This is a genomic window from Pseudomonas sp. JE3303 (assembly GCF_056312565.1).
Genome location: NZ_JBWGIF010000019.1, coordinates 31,693 through 55,248 on the forward strand (window position 1 = coordinate 31,693; position 23,556 = coordinate 55,248).

The 23,556-nt window shown below is 63.5% G+C and carries 31 protein-coding genes; 18 read left to right on the forward strand and 13 right to left on the reverse strand.

Annotated features, from left to right (window positions below; genetic code table 11):
- Window positions 1-140: 140 nt before the first annotated feature.
- Window positions 141-665 (forward strand): hypothetical protein, encoded by a 525-nt coding sequence (locus AC0ZZU_RS22875; protein ID WP_476343548.1) that lies wholly within the window; start codon window positions 141-143, stop codon window positions 663-665.
- 92 nt (window positions 666-757) lie between these two features.
- Here the strand turns inward: AC0ZZU_RS22875 and AC0ZZU_RS22880 are convergent, their stop codons facing one another.
- Complete coding sequence (locus AC0ZZU_RS22880) at window positions 758-1,336, reverse strand: N-acetyltransferase family protein (protein WP_476343550.1); 579 nt, start codon at window positions 1,334-1,336, stop codon at window positions 758-760.
- Window positions 1,337-1,461: 125 nt separating this feature from the next.
- Between AC0ZZU_RS22880 and AC0ZZU_RS22885 the strand changes: the two genes are divergently transcribed.
- From AC0ZZU_RS22885 to AC0ZZU_RS22900, 4 genes are all read left to right on the forward strand, one after another.
- Window positions 1,462-1,728: a PepSY domain-containing protein gene (locus tag AC0ZZU_RS22885; RefSeq protein WP_158459858.1), complete on the forward strand. Its 267-nt coding sequence runs from the start codon at window positions 1,462-1,464 to the stop codon at window positions 1,726-1,728.
- Window positions 1,728-2,273 (forward strand): cytochrome b/b6 domain-containing protein, encoded by a 546-nt coding sequence (locus AC0ZZU_RS22890; RefSeq protein WP_476343552.1) that lies wholly within the window; start codon window positions 1,728-1,730, stop codon window positions 2,271-2,273. Before AC0ZZU_RS22885 ends, AC0ZZU_RS22890 begins: the two co-directional genes overlap by 1 nt.
- 140 nt (window positions 2,274-2,413) lie before the next feature.
- Window positions 2,414-3,613, forward strand: coding sequence for an enoyl-ACP reductase FabV (gene fabV / locus AC0ZZU_RS22895; RefSeq protein WP_476343554.1), 1,200 nt, complete (start codon window positions 2,414-2,416; stop codon window positions 3,611-3,613).
- A 164-nt stretch (window positions 3,614-3,777) separates the two neighbouring features.
- Complete coding sequence (locus AC0ZZU_RS22900) at window positions 3,778-4,476, forward strand: N-acetyltransferase (protein ID WP_476343556.1); 699 nt, start codon at window positions 3,778-3,780, stop codon at window positions 4,474-4,476.
- Between the two features lie 69 nt (window positions 4,477-4,545).
- Here the strand turns inward: AC0ZZU_RS22900 and AC0ZZU_RS22905 are convergent, their stop codons facing one another.
- From AC0ZZU_RS22905 to AC0ZZU_RS22920, 4 genes are all read right to left on the reverse strand, one after another.
- Window positions 4,546-4,887: a HopJ type III effector protein gene (locus AC0ZZU_RS22905; protein WP_476343558.1), complete on the reverse strand. Its 342-nt coding sequence runs from the start codon at window positions 4,885-4,887 to the stop codon at window positions 4,546-4,548.
- On the reverse strand, window positions 4,880-5,176 hold the full coding sequence (locus AC0ZZU_RS22910; protein WP_476343560.1) for a DUF1244 domain-containing protein: 297 nt from the start codon (window positions 5,174-5,176) through the stop codon (window positions 4,880-4,882). Before AC0ZZU_RS22910 ends, AC0ZZU_RS22905 begins: the two co-directional genes overlap by 8 nt.
- 9 nt (window positions 5,177-5,185) lie before the next feature.
- A complete protein-coding gene (folM, locus tag AC0ZZU_RS22915; RefSeq protein ID WP_476343562.1) occupies window positions 5,186-5,878 on the reverse strand; it encodes a dihydromonapterin reductase in 693 nt (230 codons plus the stop codon).
- Window positions 5,879-5,955: 77 nt separating this feature from the next.
- Window positions 5,956-6,528: an antibiotic biosynthesis monooxygenase gene (locus tag AC0ZZU_RS22920; RefSeq protein ID WP_476343563.1), complete on the reverse strand. Its 573-nt coding sequence runs from the start codon at window positions 6,526-6,528 to the stop codon at window positions 5,956-5,958.
- 226 nt (window positions 6,529-6,754) lie between these two features.
- On the opposite strand from AC0ZZU_RS22920, the gene AC0ZZU_RS22925 reads away from it, so the two are divergent.
- Entirely contained in the window at window positions 6,755-7,696 is a 942-nt protein-coding gene (locus tag AC0ZZU_RS22925) for a MerR family transcriptional regulator (protein WP_476343565.1), read from the forward strand.
- Here AC0ZZU_RS22925 and AC0ZZU_RS22930 read toward each other — a convergent pair.
- The gene (locus AC0ZZU_RS22930) at window positions 7,681-8,298 is read right to left on the reverse strand and encodes a hypothetical protein (RefSeq protein ID WP_476343567.1); all 618 of its coding nucleotides are present in this window, start codon (window positions 8,296-8,298) and stop codon (window positions 7,681-7,683) included. The genes AC0ZZU_RS22925 and AC0ZZU_RS22930 overlap by 16 nt on opposite strands.
- A gap of 38 nt (window positions 8,299-8,336) precedes the next feature.
- Window positions 8,337-8,798: a PAS domain S-box protein gene (locus AC0ZZU_RS22935; RefSeq protein WP_476343569.1), complete on the reverse strand. Its 462-nt coding sequence runs from the start codon at window positions 8,796-8,798 to the stop codon at window positions 8,337-8,339.
- A gap of 108 nt (window positions 8,799-8,906) precedes the next feature.
- Between AC0ZZU_RS22935 and AC0ZZU_RS22940 the strand changes: the two genes are divergently transcribed.
- The 3 genes from AC0ZZU_RS22940 to AC0ZZU_RS22950 all read left to right on the forward strand — a co-directional run bounded on the left by AC0ZZU_RS22940 (window position 8,907) and on the right by AC0ZZU_RS22950 (window position 11,538).
- Window positions 8,907-9,362: a flavodoxin gene (locus AC0ZZU_RS22940; RefSeq protein WP_476343571.1), complete on the forward strand. Its 456-nt coding sequence runs from the start codon at window positions 8,907-8,909 to the stop codon at window positions 9,360-9,362.
- A gap of 238 nt (window positions 9,363-9,600) precedes the next feature.
- Complete coding sequence (locus tag AC0ZZU_RS22945) at window positions 9,601-10,506, forward strand: alpha/beta fold hydrolase (RefSeq protein WP_476343573.1); 906 nt, start codon at window positions 9,601-9,603, stop codon at window positions 10,504-10,506.
- Window positions 10,507-10,623: 117 nt separating this feature from the next.
- Window positions 10,624-11,538: an SDR family oxidoreductase gene (locus AC0ZZU_RS22950; protein WP_476343575.1), complete on the forward strand. Its 915-nt coding sequence runs from the start codon at window positions 10,624-10,626 to the stop codon at window positions 11,536-11,538.
- A 226-nt stretch (window positions 11,539-11,764) separates the two neighbouring features.
- Here AC0ZZU_RS22950 and AC0ZZU_RS22955 read toward each other — a convergent pair whose 3' ends face one another.
- Window positions 11,765-12,544, reverse strand: a complete 780-nt coding sequence (locus tag AC0ZZU_RS22955) for an IclR family transcriptional regulator (protein ID WP_476343577.1) — start codon at window positions 12,542-12,544, stop codon at window positions 11,765-11,767.
- A 118-nt stretch (window positions 12,545-12,662) separates the two neighbouring features.
- On the opposite strand from AC0ZZU_RS22955, the gene hmgA reads away from it, so the two are divergent.
- The 3 genes from hmgA to maiA are packed head-to-tail and all read left to right on the forward strand — an operon-like array spanning window position 12,663 to window position 15,902.
- Entirely contained in the window at window positions 12,663-13,961 is a 1,299-nt protein-coding gene (hmgA, locus tag AC0ZZU_RS22960) for a homogentisate 1,2-dioxygenase (protein WP_476343579.1), read from the forward strand.
- A 3-nt stretch (window positions 13,962-13,964) separates the two neighbouring features.
- Window positions 13,965-15,257 carry a fumarylacetoacetase gene (fahA, locus tag AC0ZZU_RS22965; protein ID WP_476343581.1) on the forward strand — a complete coding sequence of 431 codons (1,293 nt, stop codon included), beginning with the start codon at window positions 13,965-13,967 and terminating at the stop codon, window positions 15,255-15,257.
- Window positions 15,258-15,269: 12 nt separating this feature from the next.
- Window positions 15,270-15,902, forward strand: coding sequence for a maleylacetoacetate isomerase (maiA, locus tag AC0ZZU_RS22970; protein WP_476343583.1), 633 nt, complete (start codon window positions 15,270-15,272; stop codon window positions 15,900-15,902).
- On the opposite strand, the gene AC0ZZU_RS22975 is transcribed toward maiA, so the two are convergent.
- Window positions 15,896-16,702 (reverse strand): SirB1 family protein, encoded by an 807-nt coding sequence (locus AC0ZZU_RS22975; RefSeq protein ID WP_476343585.1) that lies wholly within the window; start codon window positions 16,700-16,702, stop codon window positions 15,896-15,898. The two genes, maiA and AC0ZZU_RS22975, sit on opposite strands and share 7 nt — an antisense overlap.
- Window positions 16,703-16,829: 127 nt before the next feature.
- Here AC0ZZU_RS22975 and AC0ZZU_RS22980 point away from each other — a divergent pair, with 127 nt between their 5' ends.
- Window positions 16,830-17,849, forward strand: coding sequence for a Leu/Phe/Val dehydrogenase (locus AC0ZZU_RS22980; protein ID WP_476343587.1), 1,020 nt, complete (start codon window positions 16,830-16,832; stop codon window positions 17,847-17,849).
- A 6-nt stretch (window positions 17,850-17,855) separates the two neighbouring features.
- On the opposite strand, the gene AC0ZZU_RS22985 is transcribed toward AC0ZZU_RS22980, so the two are convergent.
- A complete protein-coding gene (locus AC0ZZU_RS22985; protein WP_476343588.1) occupies window positions 17,856-18,119 on the reverse strand; it encodes a YebG family protein in 264 nt (87 codons plus the stop codon).
- Between the two features lie 255 nt (window positions 18,120-18,374).
- Here AC0ZZU_RS22985 and AC0ZZU_RS22990 point away from each other — a divergent pair, with 255 nt between their 5' ends.
- Both AC0ZZU_RS22990 and AC0ZZU_RS22995 read left to right on the forward strand, forming a co-directional pair.
- A complete protein-coding gene (locus AC0ZZU_RS22990) occupies window positions 18,375-18,860 on the forward strand; it encodes a phosphate-starvation-inducible protein PsiE (RefSeq protein WP_476343590.1) in 486 nt (161 codons plus the stop codon).
- A 107-nt stretch (window positions 18,861-18,967) separates the two neighbouring features.
- Complete coding sequence (locus tag AC0ZZU_RS22995) at window positions 18,968-19,297, forward strand: hypothetical protein (protein WP_476343592.1); 330 nt, start codon at window positions 18,968-18,970, stop codon at window positions 19,295-19,297.
- A gap of 3 nt (window positions 19,298-19,300) precedes the next feature.
- Here the strand turns inward: AC0ZZU_RS22995 and AC0ZZU_RS23000 are convergent, their stop codons facing one another.
- Both AC0ZZU_RS23000 and AC0ZZU_RS23005 read right to left on the reverse strand, forming a co-directional pair.
- The gene (locus tag AC0ZZU_RS23000) at window positions 19,301-19,594 is read right to left on the reverse strand and encodes a DUF3509 domain-containing protein (RefSeq protein WP_476343594.1); all 294 of its coding nucleotides are present in this window, start codon (window positions 19,592-19,594) and stop codon (window positions 19,301-19,303) included.
- A gap of 145 nt (window positions 19,595-19,739) precedes the next feature.
- Entirely contained in the window at window positions 19,740-20,099 is a 360-nt protein-coding gene (locus tag AC0ZZU_RS23005) for an HPF/RaiA family ribosome-associated protein (protein WP_476343595.1), read from the reverse strand.
- Window positions 20,100-20,352: 253 nt separating this feature from the next.
- Here AC0ZZU_RS23005 and AC0ZZU_RS23010 point away from each other — a divergent pair, with 253 nt between their 5' ends.
- Genes AC0ZZU_RS23010 through AC0ZZU_RS23020 form a run of 3 tightly spaced genes read left to right on the forward strand, consistent with a single transcriptional unit; the run spans window position 20,353 to window position 22,570 of the window.
- A complete protein-coding gene (locus tag AC0ZZU_RS23010) occupies window positions 20,353-20,658 on the forward strand; it encodes a DUF3649 domain-containing protein (protein WP_476343597.1) in 306 nt (101 codons plus the stop codon).
- On the forward strand, window positions 20,655-22,238 hold the full coding sequence (locus AC0ZZU_RS23015) for a PepSY-associated TM helix domain-containing protein (RefSeq protein WP_476343598.1): 1,584 nt from the start codon (window positions 20,655-20,657) through the stop codon (window positions 22,236-22,238). The genes AC0ZZU_RS23010 and AC0ZZU_RS23015 overlap by 4 nt, the downstream gene beginning before the upstream one ends.
- Window positions 22,238-22,570, forward strand: a complete 333-nt coding sequence (locus tag AC0ZZU_RS23020) for a DUF3325 domain-containing protein (RefSeq protein WP_476343600.1) — start codon at window positions 22,238-22,240, stop codon at window positions 22,568-22,570. The genes AC0ZZU_RS23015 and AC0ZZU_RS23020 overlap by 1 nt, the downstream gene beginning before the upstream one ends.
- Here the strand turns inward: AC0ZZU_RS23020 and AC0ZZU_RS23025 are convergent.
- A complete protein-coding gene (locus AC0ZZU_RS23025) occupies window positions 22,567-23,442 on the reverse strand; it encodes a helix-turn-helix domain-containing protein (protein ID WP_476343602.1) in 876 nt (291 codons plus the stop codon). The genes AC0ZZU_RS23020 and AC0ZZU_RS23025 overlap by 4 nt on opposite strands.
- Between the last annotated feature and the right edge of the window lie 114 nt (window positions 23,443-23,556).

Genomic DNA, 23,556 nt, shown 5'->3' on the forward strand with positions numbered 1-23,556 from the left:
AACGTTCGCCAAGCTCGGCAATGCTGTCCCGGGATCTTAGTGATCCGGCAGCCGTCGCGGCTGTAATCATCCCTGAATCCGCTACCATAGCGCCTCATTTCGAGCGGGCACCCTTGCCCGGTCTGACAGGGAGGTTGTGGATGTCTTTGCGTGACAGTGGTTTTGTGGGGTTTCGTGCGGTTTTTGCGTTGGCTGGTGTCATTGCGATGGCAGGCTGCACTGCGCTGCAGGGCGATCAATACCGGTTTCCAGAATCTGGCGAGCCTTCGGCAACCATCAAGATGCCCTATGAAAATGGCATAACCCTGCAGGCCATGAGTTTCAGTGACTCAGGTTGCTATTCGGGCTGGACGGCGATCCCGCGCAAGGGCGATCACTTCGAGGCGCCGGTGGTGCCGGGCAAGCCGTTGGTGATCACGTTCTGGCAAGAGGCTGCTCGCCAGACGTGCAAGCTGCCGTTCAAGCTGACACCGCAGGAAGGTGGGGTCTACACGTTGAAGTCGCGGTCGAGCATGTCGGTCGAAAAGATCATCCCGCTGTATGACACTTACAGGTATGAGTGTGGGCTGGAGGTGGTCAAGCAGGAGAAAGGGCGGGAGACGACCGAGGTGGTGAAGCCGTTGATGGTGAAGACTGGGTTTGCGTGTATTCGGTTTCAAGAGTAGGGGGCGTTGCTGGATTAGCCAGATTTGTGAGTGGCCGCGCGGCGGGCGTGAAGCATTTATCTGAGGTGCCTGGAGGACGGTGGTAGCAGGTTTTACGCGCCCTTCGGGCCCGTTTCGCGACACGAGGCCGTATCTACAACGATCTGAGCTGAATCGTTAGGTATGGGCAATTTCCTGCTGGCAAGCCCAAGCCGCATCTTCTCCAACTGGTCCTCCTGCCCCCCAGGCAACACGCAGGGCAACAGGTCGGCCACCCACGCAAACCCGGTCTTGTCATACAGCGCACGCGCGGCCTTGTTGGACTTGAGAACCGTCAGCTCGATCGCCTCGAAACCCAGCCGCTTCCCGTGCTCGATCACGGCGTGCAGCAGGGCGCCATACCCGCGGCGGCGGTAGCCGTGCTTCACCTGCATGCCCAATACCCCGATCAACGGGCTACCGCTCTTGCGACAGAAACTCTCCGGATAAGCCTCGGCCGAGGCGAGGATGACGCCGTCCTGTTCGATCACATACAACGGCCAGTCATTCGCGACGACTTGCGCAAGCGCCCGGGCGACGGCGTGCTTGGGCGGAGGCGTGGCGCGCGATGAGAACAGGCCTTCGGCAGTCACTTCGCAAAACAGGTCGTAGAAACTCTCCAGGTCATGGAGGCTGATCGCGCGTACTTGCATGGGGCTCACCGTTATCCGTAGCGGTCGGCCGAGATTACTCGATCGGACGGACTGCGCAAAAGCGGGTAGCACAACGTCGGGGGGCCGCTACAGTGAAACCGTGTCATCCCATCGGAGTTTCCGCCATGCGTAACCTGATCGCCATCGCCCTGCTGCTCGGCAGCACCGCCGCCGTCGCTGCCACTGAATGCACCACCGCCGAGCGCAGTACCTGGCAGGACCCGGAGCAGTTCCAGGCCAAGCTCAAGGAGCAGGGCTACCGCATCAACAAGTTCAAGGTCACCAAGGGCAACTGCTACGAGATCTACGGCTTCGACAAGGATGGCCGCAAGGTCGAGATCTACCATGACCCGGTCACCGGCAAGGCGGTCAAGACCGAGATCGAGGACTGATGCCCGGCGCCACGGTGCGCCTCTGGGACCCGCTGCTACGCGTGTGCCACTGGTCCCTGGCGGTGGTGTTCTTCTCGAATTATTTCTTCAACGAGGAAGGGGACGACTGGCACCAGTGGCTGGGCTACTACGCGTTCGCCTGCCTGGTGGTGCGGCTGGTATGGGGGTTTGTCGGATCGCCCAGCGCGCGCTGGTCAGACTTCTGGCCGACGCCGACTCGCCTGCTGGCCCATGGGCGGGCGCTGGTCCGTGGCCAACCGTATCATCGCATGGGGCACACGCCCATCGGTGCGCTGGTGATGGTGCTCATGATGAGCTGCATCGCCGGGCTCGGCCTGACCGGCTGGCTGTCCCAGGAAGTGGACGCACTCTGGGGCGCGGACTGGCCGATGGACCTGCACGCGTTTTTCGCCAATTCGCTGCTGACGCTGGTCTGCGTGCATGTGCTGGCGGCCATCGTCGAAAGCGTGCGCCTGCGCGAGAACCTGCCGCTGTCGATGCTGACAGGACGGCGTCGCCTGCCTGAAAAAGACCCGCCTCCCTGAGCCGGTGCGACTTTTGAAGCCCGCCCGCAACCCTTAAGATGTGTCCGATAGCGTGCGGGTGTAGTCTCACCCTCTATTCAACGGTACACCGCCAGCCACGGCGCGCGTGCCCTGCCTAAACACCTGAAGAGGTACAGACATTGGCCATCATTCATCCTAAAGTCCGCGGTTTCATCTGCACCACGACTCACCCGAAGGGCTGTGAGCTCAATGTCCGTGACCAGATCGAAGCCACCCGCAAGCTGGGCGTGCGCGAGGATGGGCCGAAGAAGGTCCTGGTGATCGGTGCTTCCAGCGGCTACGGCCTGGCGGCACGCATCACCGCTGCTTTCGGCTTCAAGGCCGACACCCTGGGCGTGTTCTTCGAAAAACCCGGCACCGAGACCAAGCCAGGCACCGCCGGCTGGTACAACGCCGCCGCCTTCGACAAGTTCGCCAAGGCGGAAGGCCTGTACAGCAAGTCGATCAACGGTGACGCCTTCTCGGACGAAGCCCGCGCCAAGGTCATCGAGCTGATCAAGAACGAAATGGGCGGCCAGGTCGATCTGGTCATCTACTCGCTGGCGTCCCCTGTGCGCAAGCTGCCGCAGACCGGCGAACTGGTGCGCTCGGCACTCAAGCCGATTGGCCAGCCGTACAAGTCGACCGCCATCGACACCAACAAGGACACCATCATCGAGGCGTCGATCGAGCCTGCATCCGACCAGGAAATCGCCGACACCGTCACCGTGATGGGTGGCCAGGACTGGCAGCTGTGGATCGACGCCCTGTCGGACGCGGGTGTGCTGGCTGACAAGGCGCGCACCGTTGCCTTCAGCTACATCGGTACCGAAATCACCTGGCCGATCTACTGGCATGGCGCCCTGGGCAAGGCCAAGCAGGACCTGGACGAAACCGCCAAGCGCCTGGACCAGAAAGTCGGCGGCGGCGCCAACGTAGCGGTGCTCAAGTCCGTGGTCACCCAGGCCAGCTCGGCCATCCCGGTGATGCCGCTGTACCTGTCCATGGTCTTCAAGATCATGAAAGAGAAGGCCGTCCACGAAGGCACCGGCGACCAGCTCAACCGCCTGTTCCGCGATCGTCTGTTCCGCGAAGACGGCGCGCCAGCCGAGGTCGACGAAGAAGGCCGCCTGCGCCTGGACGATTGGGAGCTGCGTGACGACGTGCAGGATGCCTGCAAGGCCCTGTGGCCACAGGTGACCACCGAGAACCTGTTCGAGCTGACCGACTACAAGGGCTACAAGCGCGAGTTCCTGAATCTGTTCGGCTTCGAGCGCAACGACGTCAATTATGACGAAGACGTTGCAACCGACGTACGGTTTGACTGCATTGAACTCTAAGTAAGTCTATGACCGTGCAGGCCTTTTTAGTGACTGCACGGTCCTGGCTCCCAACTGTTAACGGCTTGTAACAATTTTTTCGCTGGCGCATTGCCATGCTACGCTGGCCCTGATCTATACCGCTCTTATTGGCTTGGCAACTTCGCCATGGCTTGGGAGGCAGTATGGGTAAACTGAAAAAAATACAAGAAAGACTCAGGCAAAAAGGTCTGCGTCGAACCTTCGACACTTTCGTCGAACGCTACGTGTTCTTCCATTGGGAATTGCTCTGGATGGAACGCGATCTGGTCACCCCGGTAGGGCCTCATGCCCTCAGGGACCATCCCCCCGTAAAACGAGTCGACATCACCACGCAGAACGCCGATGCGTTCGCCCGGCACTTCGGTGATCGGGTCGAAACCATGCGCGAACTGGCGGCCGAAGGCCACACCGGCCATATGTACCTGGACGAGCGGGGCGATGCCATCGCCTTTATCTGGGCAAGCGTGCGCGACTACCACGACAGCCATTACTACGGTTGCACCTTCCCGGTGAAGCCTGGCGAGTTCTTCGAGTTTGGTGGCGAGATGATTCGCCGGTTCTTCGGCAGCCGGCTTTCGGCCGATGCGCAGATCGCGCTGTGGGACACGATGCGCGCCAAGGGCTGCAACAAGGTGGTGGATGTCGTCGAGACCCACAACGTGCCCGCGATGAAGCTGCACTTGCGCATGGGGTATCACGAACAGGGACGCGTGACCCATGTCTATGGCCTGTTCGGCCGCTGGAAGTTCTTCCGCGAAACCCGCTATCAGGGCTCGCGCCTCGACGTGCTGCGCAAGGAACGTGCGCTGCGTGTAGTGCCCACTCCTGAAGGGGCGGCCTGAGCCATACCCCTTACTTCGTTTCGCCCACTTGCCGCCGATGGCCACGGCCTCGGCGGATCCGCGGGTCTCCTAGCCGAGTCGCTGAAGCGGCTGCTGCGCAAACTTCACGCCGGCCAGGCCATGGGCGATGAGGGCGCGGATATTGCCGTGGTCAGTGCCTTCAGGCGTCGCCACGACGCTGCGGTAGTGCTCGCCAAAGGCCTGCAACGCTTGCTGGTCGCTCAGGCCCTCAAGCAGGGCCATGCCCAAGGTCTTGCAGGAACCTTCGTTTTGCCCGGCGGCGTTTTCCACGCTGCCGTTGGTGAAGGCCTGGGGCTGGTAGCTGTAGTGCCTGGCAATGAATGCCAGGGTATCGGCAAAGAGGTGTTCGCCGCTGGCGAGGCTGTTGCGCAGGGTATCGAGATCAGACACGAGGTTTTCCTTGGTCGAACGCCGCTTGCTGCTCGGCGCTGGCTTCTTTCTGGTATTGGGCTTTCCACTCGGCGTAGGGCATGCCGTACACCGCTTCGCGGGCGTCATCCAGGCTGACGTCGATCTGCCGGTCATCGGCCGCGGCCTTGTACCACTTGGACAGGCAGTTGCGGCAGAAACCGGAGAGGTTCATCAGGTCGATGTTCTGCACATCGGTACGGTTGCGCAGATGGTCGACCAGGCGCCGGAACGCGGCGGCTTCGAGTTCGAGCTGTTCTTGCGGAGTCATGGGTTTCCCTCAGGCAATGCGGTTCTTCAGATGGCGGCCACCGTTGATGACCACCTGGCTGCCGGTGCTGTACTGGCTTTCGAGCAGGAACATCACCGCCTCGATCAGCGGACGGGCGCCGGGCTCGAACTCCAGCAAGGCTTTTTTCAGCGCGTGTTCGCGGTAGGCCTCGTCACCGTCTTCCTTGAAGATCAGCAGGCCGGGCAGGATACCGTTGACGCGAATGGAGGGTGCGTACTTTTCGGCGAACGACAGCACCATGTTCTGCAGGGCGGCCTTGGTGGCGGCGTAACCGATATGGCTCTTGCTGCCACGCGAGGAGGTCTCGTCGCAGATGTGGATGATGTCGGCTTTTTCCACGCGGGCCAGCTGGTCGCCCAGCGCCAGGTTGAGGTGGTAAGGCGCCTCGACATGCAGGCGGAACATGGTGTCGAGGTTGCCGAGGCCATCATCGAGCCACAACGAAGCGTTGTGGATGATCGCCCGCAGGCCGTCGTAGTTGCGCTGCAGATGGTCGATCAGGGCCAGGCGGTCGGCCTCCCGGCACAGGTCGACCTGGAACGGGATGATGTTCGGGTGTGGCGCATGCGCACTGGCACTGCGGCTGGCGCTGACCACCATATGGCCGGCCTGTGCCAGTTCGAGGGCCAGGGCCAGCCCGACACGCTGGCTGGCACCGGTAACGAGAATTGGGCTGTTCATGTTCGGGCGGTCAACTTATACGGCTGCTCGTGAATGCCCAAAGCATACCCGAACTGCACCGCCTTGCGCGCCCTTGCTCAGCGGCTGCGCAGCCCGCGCGCGTTGTCCTCTGCCGTGACCGGGCTGGCGTTGAGCCAAGGTGCCAGCAGACGGGTCGACAGCGGGATGAACAGGTACACCATCAGGGGCGTCAGTCCAAGGGTGCTGAGCAGTATGCGCGGTACCAGGTCCAGCGCGCCCAGCCAGTGGCCGAACAGTACATTGAAGAGCACCGACACTGGGAAGAACGCCAGCCAGATGGCCACGGCCTGCTTCCAGCGCGGCGGGCGCTGTACCAGCGGTGTGCCGAACCAGCCATCGAGGCTGCTGACCCGCTGTTCGTGCGGACGCTCGAACAAGCCGTTGCCCCGTTGCAGCCAGGTGCGGCGCGAGGCCGAATGTTCCCAGGCGTGGAGAGTCTGTTCGCTGGTGAAGCGGAAGATGATCTGAAACTCGTCGCCACCGGCGGGCGGAGCGAGGATGCCCGAGCCGAGATAGCCGGGAAAGTCGGTGGCCAGCTGCTCGCCTTCATGCAGCCAGGACAACAGCTCCTGGTAGCGGCCATGGGCGGCGCGGCGCGAAACCATCATGGTCACGGGTGGGGTAGACATCGTGTATCTCCTGGCAACGGGGGCAAGGCGGGTAGCCTGCCCCTTCTACGCCGCCCGGGGTGGTGGGCGGCGTTGGCATGCATGCAAGAATCGGGCGCGGATTATGGCGGTTATTTCGCGGCCTGCAAGGGCCAACGGATGAACGCCCGCCGACCGTTGTCATGCCGGGTTCGGGATTTCCGGCGTAGAATGCCGATTCGTACAAGGCCAACCCGGGTTTCTGCCAATGAACGAACAGGCTGCCGCGTCACTAGTCGCCAGCGATCTTGACCATGAACTGCTGTTTCCGATCCGTGAAGTCGCTCGGCTGACGGGCGTCAACCCGGTCACGCTGCGCGCCTGGGAGCGCCGATATGGGCTGATCCAGCCAAAACGCACCGAAAGCGGGCACAGGCTCTACTCGCAATCCGATATCGATGATGTACACAGCATTCTCGGCTGGCTTGACCGTGGGGTTGCCGTGAGCAAGGTTGGCCGGATTCTGGCCCGCGACCGCACGCTGGAAATCAGTGGGGCGCCGGCGCTCGGTCCGGAGCAGCACGCGCGCAGCCAGGCCCAGGTGCGTGAGGCAGTGCGTGCGTTCGACACCACGCGGCTGGAACAGCTCTACGGCCTGGTGTTTGCCAGCCATACGCTGGCGCAGGTCTTCGAGGCGGTGTTCATGCCCGTCTGGGTTGCCTTGCGCCGTGAGCGCGCCGGCTTCGGGCAGACCAGCGAATGGCTGTTTCTCGACCACTTCCTGCGTGCACGCGTGCTGCAGCGCCTGCACCTGGCGCGGGATACCCAGGCCAAGAGTGTGGTGCTTGCGCCGTTGGACGAGCATGTGCCCGAGCTTGAATTGCTGGTCGCGGGCCTGCTGCTGGGCGGCGACGAGGTGAGCGTGACGGTGCTGGCGCCAGGGCAGCCGCTGGATGAGCTTGCACTGGTGTGCGAGCGACTGTCGCCCGCAGCCCTGGTACTGTTTGCCAATCGTCCGCCAACCGCCGGTCTGGGGCGGCGCCTGTCGCGCCTGGTGCTGTCGCTGGATTGCCCGCTACTGCTGGCTGGCGAGACGGCCGAGATGGCCCACGAGAGCCTCGCCGGCACCCAGGTGGGATGCCTTGGCGCTGGCGCGGGACAGATCCGCCGTCGCTTGCAGCAGAGCCTGGCCGGTCATTTCGATACTTGAGCGTGTAGCGCTGGGTGAGCCAGGCGGTGGGCCTGGAGAATGAATTCACGCAGGGATTCGGTCTCTTCAGGCAGCGTGCGGCTCAGGTCGTAGGCGGCCAGGTGCGGGCCGATACTGCGGCGCAATACGCCCTGGACCTTGATCGACGGCATGCCTTCGGGAGCAAAGTTCAGGCTGAAGTCGGACGGCGCCTGGTCCATGCCGCGCAGTTCCAGCAGCACACCCTTGAAGGAAATATCACGCACCCAGAGCCCGCTCGGCTTGCCCCGGTCATCGAGCAGTGGCGCTGGGGTTTCCAGCGACAGGCGCCACGGGCGAAGGGTGGGTCCGTCCTCGAAGATGTCGGGTGAGCCCAATTGCAGATGAAGGGCGTGGAATTCGTCCTCGACCAGTTGCAGCGGAAAGCTCAGTTGCTGGTTGTTGTACTGCGCCTGCAAGGTCACCTGCTCATTGGCCACCAGGCGGGTCAGCAGATCCTTGAGCTGGCGGTCTCCATTGACCAGCAAGGTCGACATCGGGTCGGCCAGGTTCAGTTGCGGCGAATGCTGCATGTTCTGGATGAAGTCCAGCTCGTCCTGGTTGAGAAGGGCATCAGCTTGCATGGTCGAACTCTAAAGTGACGATCGGTGGGGGTGATTGCTCACCGCAATGGCTGCGACGATTGCGGATTGCGAGAGCCGCTTTCGAATTCCGCGAGACGGGTGCGTGCTTCTGCCAGCTCACGCTCCAGCTCTACCTGTCGGGTGACATCCTTCTGGATACCGATGAAGTAGGTGCGCTGGTCGGCGGCGCGGCGGACCGGCGTGATCGACAGCTCGTTCCAGAAGGCGCTGCCGTCCTTGCGGTAGTTGCGCAGCACTTCCCGGCAGGGCTTGCCCTCGGCCAAGGCCCGTTGGATTCGGAAGCGGGACAGCTGGTCGCGGTCGTCGCCCTGCAGGAAACGGCAATCCTGGTAAAGGATCTCGCTCGCCCCGTAGCCGGTCAGGCGCTCGAAGGCTTCGTTGACATAGATGAGGATCATGTCATCACCTTCCAGTTCGGCGACCACAATGCCGTCGTTCGAGGCATCGACCATGGATTGCAGCAATTGCGCGTTGATCATGTGCGGGTCATCGTTGAGGAGACGTTGGTATTAAAGACCGCAGACACGGCCTTTTGCCACTGACGGGTGCTAGTATCCTACGTTTTTACTCAGTATCGGAATCCTCTGATGAAAGTCGTCATTCTTTCAGGCTCCGTGTATGGCACCGCCGAAGAAGTTGCGCGCCACGCCGAAGCACTCCTCAAGACGGCCGGCCTCGAAGCCTGGCACGCCGTACGTGCCACCGTGGAGGACGTGCAAGGATTTGCCCCTGAGGCTTTTCTGGCGGTGACCTCGACCACCGGCATGGGCGAACTGCCCGACAACCTCATGCCGCTGTTCAGCGGCATCCGCGATGTGCTGCCTGCCCAATGGCGCGGCTTGCCGGGCGCGGTGATTGCCCTCGGTGACTCCAGCTATGGCGATACGTATTGCGGTGGCGGCGAGCAGCTGCGTGAGCTGTTCGCCGAGCTGGGCGTGCGTGAGGTGCAGCCGATGCTGCGCCTGGACGCCAGCGAGACCGTCACCCCCGAAACCGACGCCGAGCCCTGGCTGGCCGAGTTCGCCAGCGCCCTCCAGGCCTGATCCCGCTTCTCGTGATGGTGGTCCTGACGCAGTTGCTCTGGTGCAGCACGCCAGGACCACCATCCGACGCTTGACTCGCAAGGCCATCAAGCTGGCTGCCAAGGCGATGCTCTGCTTTGCGACTGCTGTCTAGACTGAAGCACCAAGAGAGAGCACACGTATGTGCCGAGGTGTATGCAATGACCGCAGCCCTAGCCTTGCTTGATTCCCATGTTTACCCACCACCGGGACTACTCTGATGCCTTTGGCCGAAATTCCATTGTGCGTCTGGCGTACCCGGGGTCAGAATTTTTCTTTCCGGGGCCAGAGCATTCGCTACTGGACGGCAGGGCAGGGAGAGCCTTTGCTGTTGCTTCACGGTTTTCCTACCGCCAGCTGGGATTGGCATTACCTGTGGGCGCCGCTGGCCCAGCGTTTTCGGGTGATTGCCTGCGACATGCTGGGTTTCGGTGATTCCGCCAAGCCGCTCGATCACCACTACAGCTTGCTGGAGCAGGCCGACCTGCAACAGGCGCTGCTCGCGCATCTGGGCGTCAACCAGCCGGTCCATCTGCTGGCCCATGACTACGGCGGCAGCGTCGCCCAGGAGTTGCTGGCCCGGCACCACGAGAGGCTTGCCGATGTGGCCAGCTGCGTGTTCCTCAATAGCGGCCTGTTTCCCGAAAGCTCACAGCCGCTGCTGATCCAGAAACTGCTGCTCAGCCCACTCGGCTGGCTGGTCGCGCGCTCGTTCGGGCGCGATGACCTGGTGCGCAATGTTTCCCAGGTCTACGGACCCTGCACGCACCCCAGCGAAAGCGCGCTGGATGACTACTGGAGCCTGCTGGTCTCCAACCGCGGCACCCGCGTGCTTCACAAGCTGATCGGCTACCTGCCCGAGCGCAGCAGGCATCGCGAGCGCTGGGTGGGCGCGCTGCGCCGGGAGGGTGTGCCGCTGCGGCTGATCAATGGCGTGGTCGATCCGCTGTCCGGGGCGCACATGCTAGAGCGCTACCAGCAACTGGTGCCCGATGCCGACACGGTGCCGTTGCAAGGCATCGGCCACTACCCGCATACCGAGGCACCGGTACAGGTGTTGCGGCATTACCTGGCTTTTCGTGAACAGCCCTTGAGCTATATCCCGCAGAAGGTCGCCTGGTCATGAGCAGGCGATCATCGCCTGGCCTTATCGAGCGGCATTCAGACTGAGTGCGCTTGATTGTCCGCCACACACTGCTGGCGGACACTCGTTGTTCCCGTCCTTTGCCTGGAGCCCTTGAGCATGAGCGAGCCGGTAGATCTGCAAGATAAAGTGGTCATTGTCACCGGTGCCGGGGGCGGCCTTGGCCGTGCCCATGCGCTGCTGTTTGCCTCGCGGGGCGCCAAGGTAGTCGTCAACGACCTGGGCGGCTCGACCCACGGCGAGGGCGCCAACGCCTCGGCGGCCGACCGTGTGGTGGCCGAGATACGCGAGGCGGGTGGCAGCGCGGTATCGAACCATGATTCGGTCACCGATGGCCAGCGCATCGTCGAGCAGGCGCTGGACGAGTTCGGGCGCATCGACGTGGTGGTGAACAACGCAGGCATCCTGCGTGACAAGACCTTCCACAAGATGGATGACAGCGACTGGGACCTGGTTTATCGCGTGCACGTCGAAGGCGCCTACAAGGTGACCCGCGCCGCCTGGCCTCATCTGCGCGAGCAGGGCTGGGGCCGGGTCATCTTCACCGCCTCGACTTCTGGCATCTATGGAAACTTCGGCCAGTCCAACTACGCCATGGCCAAGCTCGGCCTCTACGGCCTGACCCGCACCCTCGCCCTTGAAGGGCGCAAGCACGGCGTCCTGGTCAACGCCATCGCCCCCACCGGCGGTACCCGCATGACCGAGGGCCTGATCCCGCAGCAAGTATTCGAACGTCTCAAGCCTGAACTGATAAGCCCGTTGGTGGTGTTTCTGGGCAGCGAACAATGCCAGGACAGCGGCGAGCTCTTCGAAGTGGGCGGCGGCTGGATCGGCAAGGTGCGCTGGGAGCGCAGCCTGGGCGTCGGCTTCGACCCACGCGAAGGATTCACCCCCGAGCAAGTGGCTCACCGCTGGCAGCAGATATCGGACTTCACGGACGCAGTGCATCCGCAGGACAGCCTGGAAGCGCTGCAGGAGATGATGGCGAACCTGGGCAAGTATCCGCTGGGCTGAATGGCCGTACGTTGCGATCGCCCATAAAAAAGGCCGCTGCAAACGCAGCGGCCAACTGAGACGTTAGATCAAGGAGCTACAAAATCAACGTCGGTGCACCTTGCAAGGCCCGAAGAGCGGGGGGAGTGCCTTCGTGCCGTGCCAGTGAGCCCAGAATAAGGGCTTGATCCTGAAGGAAAAATACCCGCCCGTGACAATCACTTTTACCGGTGGGGTAACAGTATCGTCATGGCGCCTCGTAACCCATGCGCCAACTGGTGGCCTGTGCTGCGGCCAGGAGGCGTTCGGCGGCTGGGCCCTGTTCGTCGGCATGGAAGATCGAAGTGGGCCCGACCACGGTCATCACTGCCGCTACCTGGCCCATGGCGTTGAACACCGGTGCCGACAACGCGTCCACGCCAGGCATCAGCAAACCATGCACATGGTGCAGGCCGCGCTCGCGGATACCTTCCAACAGCGGCGCATAGTGCTCGGCGGTCTGCCCCAGTTGCGCCAGCTCGGCATCGCGCAGCTCCACGGTTTCGCGCTGTGGCAGGTAGGCGGCGAACACCAGGCCGGTGGAGGAGCTCAGCAGGGGCAGCACCGAGCCGATCTGTGTCACTACGGTAACCGCACGCACCGCTGGCTCGATGCTCACCACCGTCGCTCCCAGGTTGCCCCAGACCGCGATGAAGCAGCTCTCGTTGATGTCGTCCCGCAGTTGTGACAGCGGCAGCGCGCCCACCTTCAGCACGTCCATCCCGCCCAGCGCCGCCAGCCCGACGCGCAGGGCCTCGCGGCCCAGTGCGTAGTGGTTGGTGGCCGGGTTCTGCTCGGCGAACCCGCTGGCGATCAGCGCTTGCAGGTAGCGGTGGACCTTGCTCGCCGGCATGTCGACATGCTCGGCCAGGCGCGACAGCGAGGTGGAGGGCGAGAGCTGGGCCAAGGCCTTGAGGATATCGGTACCGACCTCCGCCGAGCGGACCTTCTGCTTGCCGTTGTCGGTGGGTGAGCTGGCCTTGGCCATGGAGTAAGCATCCTGGAATCGAGTGGGCGTCTTTATAGCTTGACGCACCCTGGCAATCAAATTACGTTATTCGTAATCTGATTACGATAAAAACAATGCAGACCTCCCGGAGGCGCAGATGAACCGCGACACGTCCCTCGTCACCTACCAGAGCGGATTTGGCAACGAGTTTTCCAGCGAAGCCTTGCCTGGCGCCTTGCCGGTCGGGCAGAACTCGCCGCAGAAGGCGCCCTACGGCCTGTACGCCGAGCTGTTTTCAGGCACCGCGTTCACCGTGCCCCGCAGCGAAGTCCGCCGTACCTGGCTCTACCGCATTCGTCCCTCGGCATTGCACCCGCGCTTCGAGCGCCTGGAACGGCAGCTGGCGGGCGGTCCGTTGGGAGCGGTCACGCCCAACCGTCTGCGCTGGAGTCCACAACCCATGCCGACCGAGCCTACCGACTTCATCGACGGGTGGGTGGCAATGGCGGCCAATGCCTCCCCCGAGGAGCCGGCCGGTATCAGCGTCTTCACCTATTGCGCCAATCGTTCGATGGAACGGGTGTTCTTCAACGCAGACGGTGAGCTGTTGCTGGTGCCCCAGCAAGGCCGCCTGCGCATCGCGACCGAGTTGGGCGTGCTGGAAGTCGAGCCGCTGGAAATCGCCGTGCTCCCCCGTGGTCTGAAATTCCGCGTCGAGTTGCTCGACGGCGAGGCCCGTGGCTACATCGCCGAAAACCACGGCGCCCCGCTGCGCCTGCCTGACCTCGGCCCGATCGGCAGCAATGGCCTGGCCAACGCGCGAGATTTCCTGGCACCGGTAGCCCGTCATGAAGAAACCGACGCCCCGGTACAGCTGGTGCAGAAGTTTCTCGGTGAGTTGTGGGGCTGCGAGCTGCAGCATTCGCCGCTGGACGTAGTGGCCTGGCACGGCAACAACGTGCCGTACAAATACGACCTTCGCCGTTTCAACACCTTGGGTACCGTCAGCTTCGATCACCCGGACCCGTCGATCTTCACCGTGCTCACCTCGCCAACCAGCGTGCCGGGCATGGCCAACCTCGATTTCGTTATTTTCCCGCCGCGCTGGATGGTGGCCGAAAACACCTTCCGTCCGCCGTGGTTCCACCGCAATCTGATGAACGAGTTCATGGGCCTGATCCACGGCGCCTACGACGCCAAGGCCGAAGGGTTCCTGCCGGGCGGCGCGTCGTTGCACAGCTGCATGAGCGCCCACGGGCCGGACGCGGAAACCTGCAGCCGAGCGATCGCCGCAGAACTCGCACCGCACAAGATCGACGACACCATGGCCTTCATGTTCGAGACCAGCCAGGTGCTGCGTCCAAGCCGCCATGCCCTTGACTGCCCGCAACTGCAGGCCGACTACGACAGCTGCTGGGCGACCCTGCCGAGCACCTTCAACCCGAACCGGAGCTGATCCATGAACCCCATCGCCACTGCCCGCAGCTGGGTCGAACACGCCAACGGCCACGCTGACTTCCCGCTGCAGAACCTGCCGCTCGGCATCTTCAGCCGCCCAGGCGAAGCGCGGCGCTGCGGCGTGGCCATCGGTGATGCCATCCTCGACGTTGAAGCGGTGCTCGATGGCGGGTTGTTCGAGGGGGAGGCGAAACGTGCGGTGCAAGCGACTCGCGGCGGCGCCCTCAATGACTTTTTCGCCCTCGGTCGCGAAGCCCGCGTCGCCCTGCGCGAGCGGCTGCTGGTACTGCTCGGCGACACCAGCGAGCACCAGGGCGCACTCAAGCCTGCGCTGTATCCGGCCAGCGACTGCCAGATGCACCTGCCGGCGCGCGTGGGCGACTACACCGACTTCTATGTCGGCATCCAGCACGCCACCAATGTTGGCAAGCTGTTCCGCCCGGACAACCCGTTGCTGCCGAACTACAAATACGTGCCGATCGGCTATCACGGCCGCGCCTCGACCCTGCGCCCCTCGGGTACCGATGTGCGCAGGCCCAAGGGCCAGACGCTGCCGGTCGGGCAGACCGAACCGACGTTTGGCCCGTGCGCACGGCTGGACTATGAGCTGGAGCTCGGCATCTGGATCGGCCAGGGCAACGAGATGGGCGACAGCATCCCCGTGGCCGAGGCCGGCGAGCACATTGCGGGACTGTGCCTGCTCAACGATTGGTCGGCGCGCGATATCCAGGCCTGGGAATACCAACCGCTCGGGCCGTTCCTGTCCAAGAGCTTCATCACCAGCGTCTCGCCCTGGGTGGTGACGGCCGAAGCCCTGGAGCCGTTCCGCTGCGCCCAGCCCGCTCGACCCGAAGGTGATCCGCAACCGCTGGCATACCTGTTCGATGCCCGTGACCAGGCCAGCGGCGCGTTCGACATCGAGCTCGAAGTACTGCTGCTCACCGAGCGCATGCGCGAACAAGGTTTGCCTGCCCACCGCCTGACCCTGAGCAATACCCGCAGCATGTACTGGACTGCGGCCCAGCTGGTGGCCCATCACAGCGTCAATGGCTGCCAGCTGCAACCGGGTGACCTGTTCGGCACGGGCACGCTGTCGGGCGCCGGTCCAGACGCTTGCGGCAGCCTGCTGGAGATCACCGAAGGCGGCAAGCTGCCGGTTGAACTGGCCAGTGGCGAGGTGCGCAGGTTCCTCGAGGACGGTGACGAGGTCGTCCTGCGTGCCCGTTGCACGCGCGATGGGGTGGCCAGCATCGGCTTCGGCGAATGCCGCGGCATTATTCGTCCGGCACGTTGAGAGGGCAGGGCGATGGAGCTCTTTACCTACTACCGTTCCACGTCTTCCTACCGGGTGAGGATTGCCCTGGCGCTCAAGGGACTGGATTACCGGGCAGTGCCGGTCAATCTGCTCAAGGGCGAGCAGCGCGGCGCCGATTATCTCGCCGTCAATCCGCAGGGGAGGGTGCCGGCGCTGCGTACTGACAGCCACACGTTGCTGGTGCAGTCACCCGCCATCATCGAGTATCTGGAAGAGGCCTATCCACAGCCCGCGCTGCTGCCAGCGGATGCCGGACAGCGCGCCGCGGTGCGCGGGGTGGCGGCGCTGATCGGTTGTGATATCCATCCGCTGCACAACGTGAGCGTGCTCAACCAGCTGCGTCAGCTGGGGCACGACGAGGTCCAGGTCAGCCAGTGGATAGCCCACTGGATCAGCCAGGGGCTGGGCGCGGTGGAACAGTTGATCGGTGATCAGGGCTATTGCTTCGGTGACTCGCCCGGGCTGGCCGACCTGTACCTGATCCCGCAACTCTACGCCGCCGAGCGTTTCAGTATCGACCTGGGCAGCTATCCACGTATCCGCCGCGTAGCCGCGTTGGCCTCGCAGCACCCCGCGTTCATCCAGGCACACCCAGCGCGCCAGCCTGATACGCCAGCTCAGTGAACCGAGCGGGTTGGCGCCGGTAGCTTGCCGAGTCGCTCGCTCAGGCGCAGGCGCTGGATCGGGTCCTCTGTCAGCAGCAACGCATGCTCCAGGTCGAAACGTTCGGCCTGGGGGCAGTCCAGATGCTGGTACAAAGTGGCACGGGCCAGGTAGTCGCTGACCACCACGGGCCCCAGTTGCATCACCCGCTCGGCATCGATCAATGCGGCCAGGTCATTGTCATTGCTCGAATGCAGCTGACGGAGGTTGCGTGACAGCCGTTGGAGCATCTGCATGGGGCTTGCGGTATGCAGATGCTCGGCGCTCAGCTGGATCTGCGGGCCAAATTGCCGGCCGAGCAGTTCCCGGCAGTCGCTGGGGTAAAGCCTGCGTCCGCCGCAAGGGTCGAGCAAGTGGTCGGCGCCAGGCACCCGCAGTAAAAAATGACCAGGAAAATTCACGCCTTCCAGCGGAATGGACAGGCGCCGGGCAAGCTCCATCACCAGGATTGCCAAGGCCAGGGGCTGGCCTCGGCGGCGCACTAGCACCTTGTCCAGCAACGCGGCTTGCGGGCGCAGCGGATGGTATTCATCCTGCTGGAATCCCAGGGCGTTGAGTTGGCGCAGCAACGGCTGGGCCAGCTCGGCCAGTGGCAGCATCGGCAAGGCGGCGCTTATGGCTTGCTGCAGTTCCTGGACCCGGGTGAGGCAGGCGGAGATGTCGACACTGTGATCATGCTCGGCAGCAATCCAGAGGGCAGCTTCCAGCAGATTGACAGGCTCGCTTTCCAGGCAGGCCAGACAGGCTTGACGTGGGTTCATGGGGAAATCTCCGCTCTAGCTTTTGTTGTAGCTTGGGCGCGGGTTTTCGTCCAGTGGTCCCTTCAGGGCCGGGCGTCTTCCCGGGCCGTGCCTATACTGAGGAGAGACTCATCGGGGGAGCCCGTCGATGTTCGCGCTCATGCAAAGCACCCGCACCCAATCCATCCACCTGTGGACAGACCCGGCCACCGGCCTCAAGGCCGTGGTAGCGATCCACAGCGAGCACCTGGGCCCCGCCATGGGTGGCTGCCGCTACCTGCCATACGCCGATGATGCCAGCGCCATGACCGACGCCATCAGCCTGGCCCAGGGCATGAGCTACAAGGCGGCGCTTGCGGGCTTGGCGTATGGCGGCGGCAAGGCGGTGATCATCCGCAACCCCCATGTGGAGAACCGCGCGGCGCTGTTCGAAGCGTTCGGGCGCTTTGTCGACACCTTGCAAGGACGTTTCATTACCGCCGTGGACAGCGGCACCTCGACGCTGGACATGGACTGCATCGCCCAGTCCACCCAGCATGTCACCAGCACCACCGCCTCCGGCGATCCCTCGCCGCATGCGGCCATGGGCGTGTTCGCCGGTATCCGTGCCACGTCCATGGCGCGGCTGGGCAGTGACAACCTCGAAGGCTTGCGGGTGGCGGTGCAGGGCCTGGGCAATGTCGGCTATGCCCTGGCCGAGCAGTTGCACGCGGCAGGAGCCGAGCTGTTGGTCAGTGACCATGACCCAGGGCGGGTGCAACTGGCGATGCAGCAGTTCAATGCCCACCCGGTGGCCAATGAGGCCTTGATCAGCACGCCGTGCGATATCTTCGCGCCCTGCGGGGTTGGCCCGGTGCTGACAGGCCAGAGCGCGATGCAACTGCGCTGCGCGGCAGTGGCCGGGGCGGCCAACAACCAGTTGACCACGCTGCAGGTTGCCGACCAGCTGGAGAGCCGCGGCATCCTGTACGCCCCTGACTATGTGATCAACGCGGGCGGGCTCATTTACGTGGCGCTCAAGCACCGTGGCGAGGACATCGGCACCATCACCGCGCACCTTGCACGCATCCCCCTGCGGCTCACCGAAGTGTTCGCCCACGCCCAGGCGGAACGCCGCTCCCCAGCCCGCGTGGCGCAGATGCTTGCTGAACGCCTGCTGTACGGTTGACCTGCGTCAGTCTGCCGATCCAGCGTCGAGCAGTTCGGCCAGCGCATCGGGCTGGCTCTTGAAGGCCCGCGCGAACACGTCACGGTTCTTCGCCATGTAGATACCGGCTTCCTCAACCTGCTGTTCGCTCAGCGAAGGCACGGCTTTTTGCAATACCTCGGCCAGCCGTTCGGCCAGTTCGAGCATCTTGTCGTGACGGTCTGCTTCGGCCTTATCCACGAACAAGCGCTCCGGGTCGCGGCTGCTGCGGTATACCACTTCGACGGCCATTCATCACCTCATGTGCCTTTATTGCTGGTTGATCAGTGTTTAGCTGTATTTATATACAGTATTCCGGATTCGGCCCGCACCTGCAAGCCGCTGTTCGTGTTTTCTCTCCGTTCGGCCCCTCACAGCGTAGCCGCCACGTGCCTTGCGGCAATCGGTCGCCTTCTCACGAGAGGGCCTGGCCCTTTAACTGCATGGCACAAAAGCCGTCACTTCGATGGCGCACCATCCTTCATGTCGTATCGGGGAGTAGGAAACTTGAACATCAAATGGGCAGAAAAGCTGCGCAAGGGCCTGCACGGCTCGGCCGACTCGCTCGGCAATCTGTGCGTGGAGTCCTTCCATTACCTGGCCTTGTTCGGCATTGGCGGCATCACCGCCTGGGCCGCGGTCGTGACCTTCTTCGAGATGCTCGACAAGGGTGGCGTGAATGTCGACGACATCCTGCTCCTGTTCATCTACCTGGAGCTGGGCGCCATGGTGGGCATCTACTTCAAGACCAACCACATGCCGATCCGCTTCCTGCTGTACGTGGCGATCACCGCGCTGACCCGCCTGCTGATCGGCGACGTCTCGCACCACAAGGCACCCGACGTGGGACTGCTGTACCTGTGCGGGGGGATTCTGCTGTTGGCGTTCGCCATTCTGGTGGTGCGCTATGCCTCTTACCGCTACCCCTCGACCAAGGTGATCGATGCCAACGGGCGGGAGCTTGAAGAGGGCAAAGAGGCGGGCGGTAGTTAGTTAGCGCTCACGAAGCAGGGCCGGGCAGTTCAATGGCAGGGCGCGCAGGACCCTGGATTCGCGGCGGGGTGCCGCGAAGGCTGTGCGCTTTGCTAGGAAACAGCGACATGACTCAAAGCGGAGCTTACGAGCAGTTCATCCATTCGGTCCGCCTGCGCTTGACCGACAGCCTCCAGGGACACGGGCTGGACCCGGACCAGGTGTTCATCAATGAAGTCGAGGATGTAGTCGGCTCGAGTGTCATCAACTCCAGGAGCCTGGTGCTGGAAGCCGTGGCCTGGGTCGAGCGGGGCGAAGAGCCGACTTACGATCCGGGGCTGTTCGGCGTGTTCAGTGCGGCGCATTCGTTCCAGCCGGAACACCGGGTGAGCAGCCTGCGCCTGTCGGATTTCGAAAAGATGATCCGCCGGTTGCTGGACGCGCCGCCCGGCGTTTGAGGCTCACGCAGGAGGCAGGGACCCGCAACGGGTTCCTGTTGCGGACCTGGCCAGCGAGGCGAGCATTTCCACGGCATTGTCACCTTGCTCTATCGCCATGCCGAAGCGGATGCTCTCGATGAGGCGCTGCAGGCGCGCGGGATCATTGCGCTGGGCTTCGGAAATCAGCCGTTTGACCACCACGCCTTCGTCATTTGAAAGGGTCAGCATGATGCTTCCATCCAGCCGCTCGATGCTCAGGTTGACGCGGTATTGCGGCGCGAAGGCATCGCTGATCATGTCGAAGGGATTGGTCATGGGATAGGCCAGGTCTGGAATGTATGTAGGGAAACTGACAGGTCCAGGGCGGGCTTGGTTCAGGTAGGGCGACGAGCTGTGTGCAGTTGCAGTGACTTCGCAAGACTGGAACAGGGAGCGGGCCAGCCCGCTCCCCTGGTCTGGATCAGCCCTCCAGTTCGCTCTCGGGCTGTTGGTGCGGCAATACGCTGCGCTTGCTGCGCAACTTGCCATACAAGTGATCCAGCGCGTTGTTGAGTTTGTTGGCCGCGCCCTCGACCGCCTGTTCCAGCGACGTGGCGGTATGGTTCACGGAAATCGGCTGATGGCCCTTGGGCCGCGCCTCCAGCTGGCAGCGTTTGTCATGCGGACCGGGCTTGTCGCCGTTCTCGTCGCGCAAGTGAACCTCGATGCGGGTGAGGTCCTCTTCAAATCGTTCGAGCGTGCTTTCCACCGTGCTGCGAACCCACTCGTTCAGTCGTTCGTTGCCTTGGATATGGTTGTCGCTGTTGACCTGGATTTGCATGATTCAATCCTTATTCAGCTAGCTCGAAAAAGGCAGACCCAAGGCTGCGGCAGCCTGTGGGGAAATTTGCCTCTTGACTCTAAGGTCAGGCAATCGACTGACGATTTCAACCCCTGGGCAAAGATAAATTTTTTGTAGCAAAAGCCCTGCGAATTTCTTTTTCAGAAGTGTCCAATCGGCCGGGCCGTCATGTCACTTTGCTTATGCGAATTGAAATCATTAGTATTGAGCGTTCATTACTCGGACCCCCTCGATGAAAAGCAAAAGTGCCGGGCTGCCCGTCAGCTACCGTCTGGCCGTCACGTCGCGCAGCCTGGCTGCGCTGCTGGGCGGCTACCTGCTGGCCTCGATGGCGAGCATCTGCATCGCGTTCCTGGCGCCGCTTCCCAAGGTCGATGCCGTGCTCACCGGCATGATGCTGTCGTTCGTGTTCTACCTGCTGGCCTTCATCTGGTGCTTCGCCTGCCGCAGCGCCTGGCACGCGTGGCTGGGCGTGCTGCTGCCGAGCCTGGTGCTGGCGCTGATCAATGGCCTGGCCTACTGGATGAAAACCCCATGAAAGAAGGCTTCCGCCAGGCGATGGCCTGGCTGCACACCTGGACCGGCCTGATCTTCGGCTGGCTGCTGTTCGCCATCTTCCTGACCGGCACGATGTCGTACTTCAAGGAAGAGATCAGCCACTGGAGCCAGCCGGAGGTACGCAGCCATCCCCTCGACCCTGTAGCCAGCCTCCAGCTTGCCCAGCAGTACCTGCAAGCCAATGCCGGCAAGGCCAGCGGCTGGTTCATCCGACTTCCCAACGAACGCGAGGCTGCGCTGAGCGTCGGCTGGCGTGCGGAAAACGGCGGCGGTCGGCGAGGTTTCATCAACAAGGAGCTTGATGCCGAGAGTGGCGAAATGGTCGAGGCACGCGACAGCCGGGGCGGCGACTTCTTCTACCGCTTCCACTTCCAGCTGGAAATGCCTCACCCCTGGGGCCGCTGGCTGTCGACCTTCTGTGCGTTCATCATGCTGCTGGGGCTGGTGACCGGGATCATTACCCACAAGAAGATCTTCAAGGAGTTCTTCACCTTCCGCCCCGGCAAGGGCCAGCGCTCACGGCTCGACGGCCATAACGCCATCGGCGTGCTGGTATTGCCGTTTCACCTGATGATCAGCTACAGCAGCCTGGTGCTGTTCATGTACATGGTCATGCCGGCCGGCATCATGGCCAGCTATGACACCCCGCGCAGTTATTTCAGCGAGCTGTTCGGCCAGGCCGAGGCGCCGAAGTCGGCCGGTATCGTCGCACCCATGGCATCCTTGCCAGCGCTGTACGCCAAGGTCCAGGAGCAGGCGCCCGGCGCTCGCCTGGGCTGGATCGAGGTACAGAACCCGGGCGACCAGAACGCGCGCATCAACTTCACCCGCGCGGCTTCCGACAGCATCGCCTACCGGCGCAGCGGCAGCTGGAGCTTCGATGGCGTCACCGGCGAAATGCTCAAGCGCGGCGCCCCGGAAAGCGGTGCGATGATGACCTCCTTCAGCATGGCCGGCCTGCACATGGGCAACTTTGCCGGGCCCTGGTTGCGCTGGCTGTACTTCTTCTTCGGGGTGGCCGGCACGGCGGTGATCGGTACGGGACTGGTGATGTGGCTGGGCAAACGCCAGCTCAAGCACGCCAAGAGTGCGGCCATGCCCACCGAGCTGCGCCTGGTGGAGGTGCTCAACATTGCCAGCATGAGCGGCCTGCTGCTCGGCGTGGCGGCATTCTTCTGGACCAACCGCCTGCTGCCTGTGGCCATGGAAGGTCGCTCGGACTGGGAGGTCAACAGCTTCCTGCTGGTGTGGGCGCTCTCGTTACCGCACGCCATGCTGCGCCCCGGACGCCTCGCCTGGGCGGAGCAATTGGGATTGGGGGCGCTGGCCTTTGCCGGGTTGCCGCTGCTCAATGCCCTGACCACCGGCCAGGGCCTGAACCATTCCATCGCCGTAGGTGACTGGGCCATGGCCGGCTTCGACCTGACGGCCCTGGCTGTCGGCCTGTTCCTGGCCTGGGCAGCCAGCAAGATGCTGCGGGTCCCCACGCCTGCCGCCAAACGCCTGCCACGTACCGCCAAGCCTTCCCGTGAAACCCTGGCCGAGCCCGAGGTGAATTGATGCTCAGTAGTGCACTCATCGGTTTTGCCGGCTTCGCGGCCCTGTGCCTGGCCATGGAAAAGCACTTCAACGACCTGCTCAAGCGCAAGTCGACCCTGGCTCAGCGGCGCGGTCTGCGCGTTGCGGGCTGGACGTTGCTGCTGCTGGCGCTGGCCTTGACCGTGCACCAGCGTGGCTGGGGCCTGGGCCTGGTGGAATGGGTCGCGGTGCTGATGGGCGGGGTCACGCTATGGGTGTTCGTGCTGCCTTACCAGCCGCGCCTGTTGTTGACGCTGGCCGCCATCAGCCTGGTGCTCGGTCCGCTGCTGGCTGTGCTGCCCCAGGGGAGCTAGGCGGCGAACGCGGCGCGGTACTCGCCCGGGGTCGCACCCAGCGCCTGGCGGAAGCGGTTGCTGAAATGGCTGGCACTGGAGAAACCGCATGCCAGCGCCACTTCGCCGAGTGGCAACCGGCCCAGGCGCAGCAACTGGCAGGCCCGGTCCAGGCGCCGGGCAAGCACGTACTGGTGAGGCGGCAAGCCGAAGCTGGTGCGGAACATGCGCGCGAAGTGATATTCGGAAAGGTTGCAGCGCTCGGCCAGTTCACCGAGCGTGACGGGCTGGTCAAGGTGCGCTTCGATGTACTCGGCCAGCAGGCGCCGCTGGTGCGGAGCCAGGCCGCCCTTGAGGCGCAGTCCCTGGCGCAGGCCAGCCTGGCTGAGCACTGCGTGGTCGACGATCTCGTGGGCCAGGCTGCTGGCCAGCAGGCGTTCGCCGGGCTCGTCCCAGTCCAGGCCGATCAGTTGGCGAAAGCGGCGCGCCTGTTGCGGGTCCTCGAGAAAAGTCGCCTCGGTCAGTTGCATCTCGCGTGGCTCGCGGTCGAGCAGGCGTACGCAGCCCAGGGCGAACTGCTCCTCGCTGATATACAGGTGTGCAAGGCGGATTGCCCCGTTGACCACCCAGTTGGACTCGTGACCCGCAGGCATGATGCAGAGCTTGTCAGGCCCGCCCTTGTCGGCAGGCCGCTGGCGGCGGAAGGTGCCCGTGCCGTCGTCGATGTAGCACGACAAGGTGTGGTGGCTGGGCGCCTGGTAGTCGCGGGCGTCGTCACGGTTGCGCCACAGCGCCGCGGCCAGGCCATCACCCAGCTGCGCGCTGTGCTCCAGGCAGGCGTGGGGCGATGCGTGCATGGTGTTGAACACTTGCAGCTGGTTGAGTGGCGTCATGGGCGGGTCCTCTGGCGCCTATCGTACTGCGGTTGAGACGGGTATGGAGAGGGAACAAGGCAAAAGCGCAAGTTTGTGCAAGCGGGTCCGCAGGGCATGGCCGAAGGTAGGACG

What these genes read in the sequence shown, in the direction of transcription:
- AC0ZZU_RS22875 (WP_476343548.1), top strand. Translation starts at nt 141, where the DNA reads ATGTCTTTGCGTGACAGTGGTTTTGTGGGGTTTCGTGCGGTTTTTGCG.
- AC0ZZU_RS22880 (WP_476343550.1), bottom strand. Translation starts at nt 1,336, where the DNA reads ATGCAAGTACGCGCGATCAGCCTCCATGACCTGGAGAGTTTCTACGAC.
- AC0ZZU_RS22885 (WP_158459858.1), top strand. Translation starts at nt 1,462, where the DNA reads ATGCGTAACCTGATCGCCATCGCCCTGCTGCTCGGCAGCACCGCCGCC.
- AC0ZZU_RS22890 (WP_476343552.1), top strand. Translation starts at nt 1,728, where the DNA reads ATGCCCGGCGCCACGGTGCGCCTCTGGGACCCGCTGCTACGCGTGTGC.
- AC0ZZU_RS22900 (WP_476343556.1), top strand. Translation starts at nt 3,778, where the DNA reads ATGGGTAAACTGAAAAAAATACAAGAAAGACTCAGGCAAAAAGGTCTG.
- AC0ZZU_RS22910 (WP_476343560.1), bottom strand. Translation starts at nt 5,176, where the DNA reads ATGACTCCGCAAGAACAGCTCGAACTCGAAGCCGCCGCGTTCCGGCGC.
- folM (WP_476343562.1), bottom strand. Translation starts at nt 5,878, where the DNA reads ATGAACAGCCCAATTCTCGTTACCGGTGCCAGCCAGCGTGTCGGGCTG.
- AC0ZZU_RS22920 (WP_476343563.1), bottom strand. Translation starts at nt 6,528, where the DNA reads ATGTCTACCCCACCCGTGACCATGATGGTTTCGCGCCGCGCCGCCCAT.
- AC0ZZU_RS22925 (WP_476343565.1), top strand. Translation starts at nt 6,755, where the DNA reads ATGAACGAACAGGCTGCCGCGTCACTAGTCGCCAGCGATCTTGACCAT.
- AC0ZZU_RS22930 (WP_476343567.1), bottom strand. Translation starts at nt 8,298, where the DNA reads ATGCAAGCTGATGCCCTTCTCAACCAGGACGAGCTGGACTTCATCCAG.
- AC0ZZU_RS22935 (WP_476343569.1), bottom strand. Translation starts at nt 8,798, where the DNA reads ATGATCAACGCGCAATTGCTGCAATCCATGGTCGATGCCTCGAACGAC.
- AC0ZZU_RS22940 (WP_476343571.1), top strand. Translation starts at nt 8,907, where the DNA reads ATGAAAGTCGTCATTCTTTCAGGCTCCGTGTATGGCACCGCCGAAGAA.
- AC0ZZU_RS22945 (WP_476343573.1), top strand. Translation starts at nt 9,601, where the DNA reads ATGCCTTTGGCCGAAATTCCATTGTGCGTCTGGCGTACCCGGGGTCAG.
- AC0ZZU_RS22950 (WP_476343575.1), top strand. Translation starts at nt 10,624, where the DNA reads ATGAGCGAGCCGGTAGATCTGCAAGATAAAGTGGTCATTGTCACCGGT.
- AC0ZZU_RS22955 (WP_476343577.1), bottom strand. Translation starts at nt 12,544, where the DNA reads ATGGCCAAGGCCAGCTCACCCACCGACAACGGCAAGCAGAAGGTCCGC.
- hmgA (WP_476343579.1), top strand. Translation starts at nt 12,663, where the DNA reads ATGAACCGCGACACGTCCCTCGTCACCTACCAGAGCGGATTTGGCAAC.
- fahA (WP_476343581.1), top strand. Translation starts at nt 13,965, where the DNA reads ATGAACCCCATCGCCACTGCCCGCAGCTGGGTCGAACACGCCAACGGC.
- maiA (WP_476343583.1), top strand. Translation starts at nt 15,270, where the DNA reads ATGGAGCTCTTTACCTACTACCGTTCCACGTCTTCCTACCGGGTGAGG.
- AC0ZZU_RS22975 (WP_476343585.1), bottom strand. Translation starts at nt 16,702, where the DNA reads ATGAACCCACGTCAAGCCTGTCTGGCCTGCCTGGAAAGCGAGCCTGTC.
- AC0ZZU_RS22980 (WP_476343587.1), top strand. Translation starts at nt 16,830, where the DNA reads ATGTTCGCGCTCATGCAAAGCACCCGCACCCAATCCATCCACCTGTGG.
- AC0ZZU_RS22985 (WP_476343588.1), bottom strand. Translation starts at nt 18,119, where the DNA reads ATGGCCGTCGAAGTGGTATACCGCAGCAGCCGCGACCCGGAGCGCTTG.
- AC0ZZU_RS22995 (WP_476343592.1), top strand. Translation starts at nt 18,968, where the DNA reads ATGACTCAAAGCGGAGCTTACGAGCAGTTCATCCATTCGGTCCGCCTG.
- AC0ZZU_RS23000 (WP_476343594.1), bottom strand. Translation starts at nt 19,594, where the DNA reads ATGACCAATCCCTTCGACATGATCAGCGATGCCTTCGCGCCGCAATAC.
- AC0ZZU_RS23005 (WP_476343595.1), bottom strand. Translation starts at nt 20,099, where the DNA reads ATGCAAATCCAGGTCAACAGCGACAACCATATCCAAGGCAACGAACGA.
- AC0ZZU_RS23010 (WP_476343597.1), top strand. Translation starts at nt 20,353, where the DNA reads ATGAAAAGCAAAAGTGCCGGGCTGCCCGTCAGCTACCGTCTGGCCGTC.
- AC0ZZU_RS23015 (WP_476343598.1), top strand. Translation starts at nt 20,655, where the DNA reads ATGAAAGAAGGCTTCCGCCAGGCGATGGCCTGGCTGCACACCTGGACC.
- AC0ZZU_RS23020 (WP_476343600.1), top strand. Translation starts at nt 22,238, where the DNA reads ATGCTCAGTAGTGCACTCATCGGTTTTGCCGGCTTCGCGGCCCTGTGC.
- AC0ZZU_RS23025 (WP_476343602.1), bottom strand. Translation starts at nt 23,442, where the DNA reads ATGACGCCACTCAACCAGCTGCAAGTGTTCAACACCATGCACGCATCG.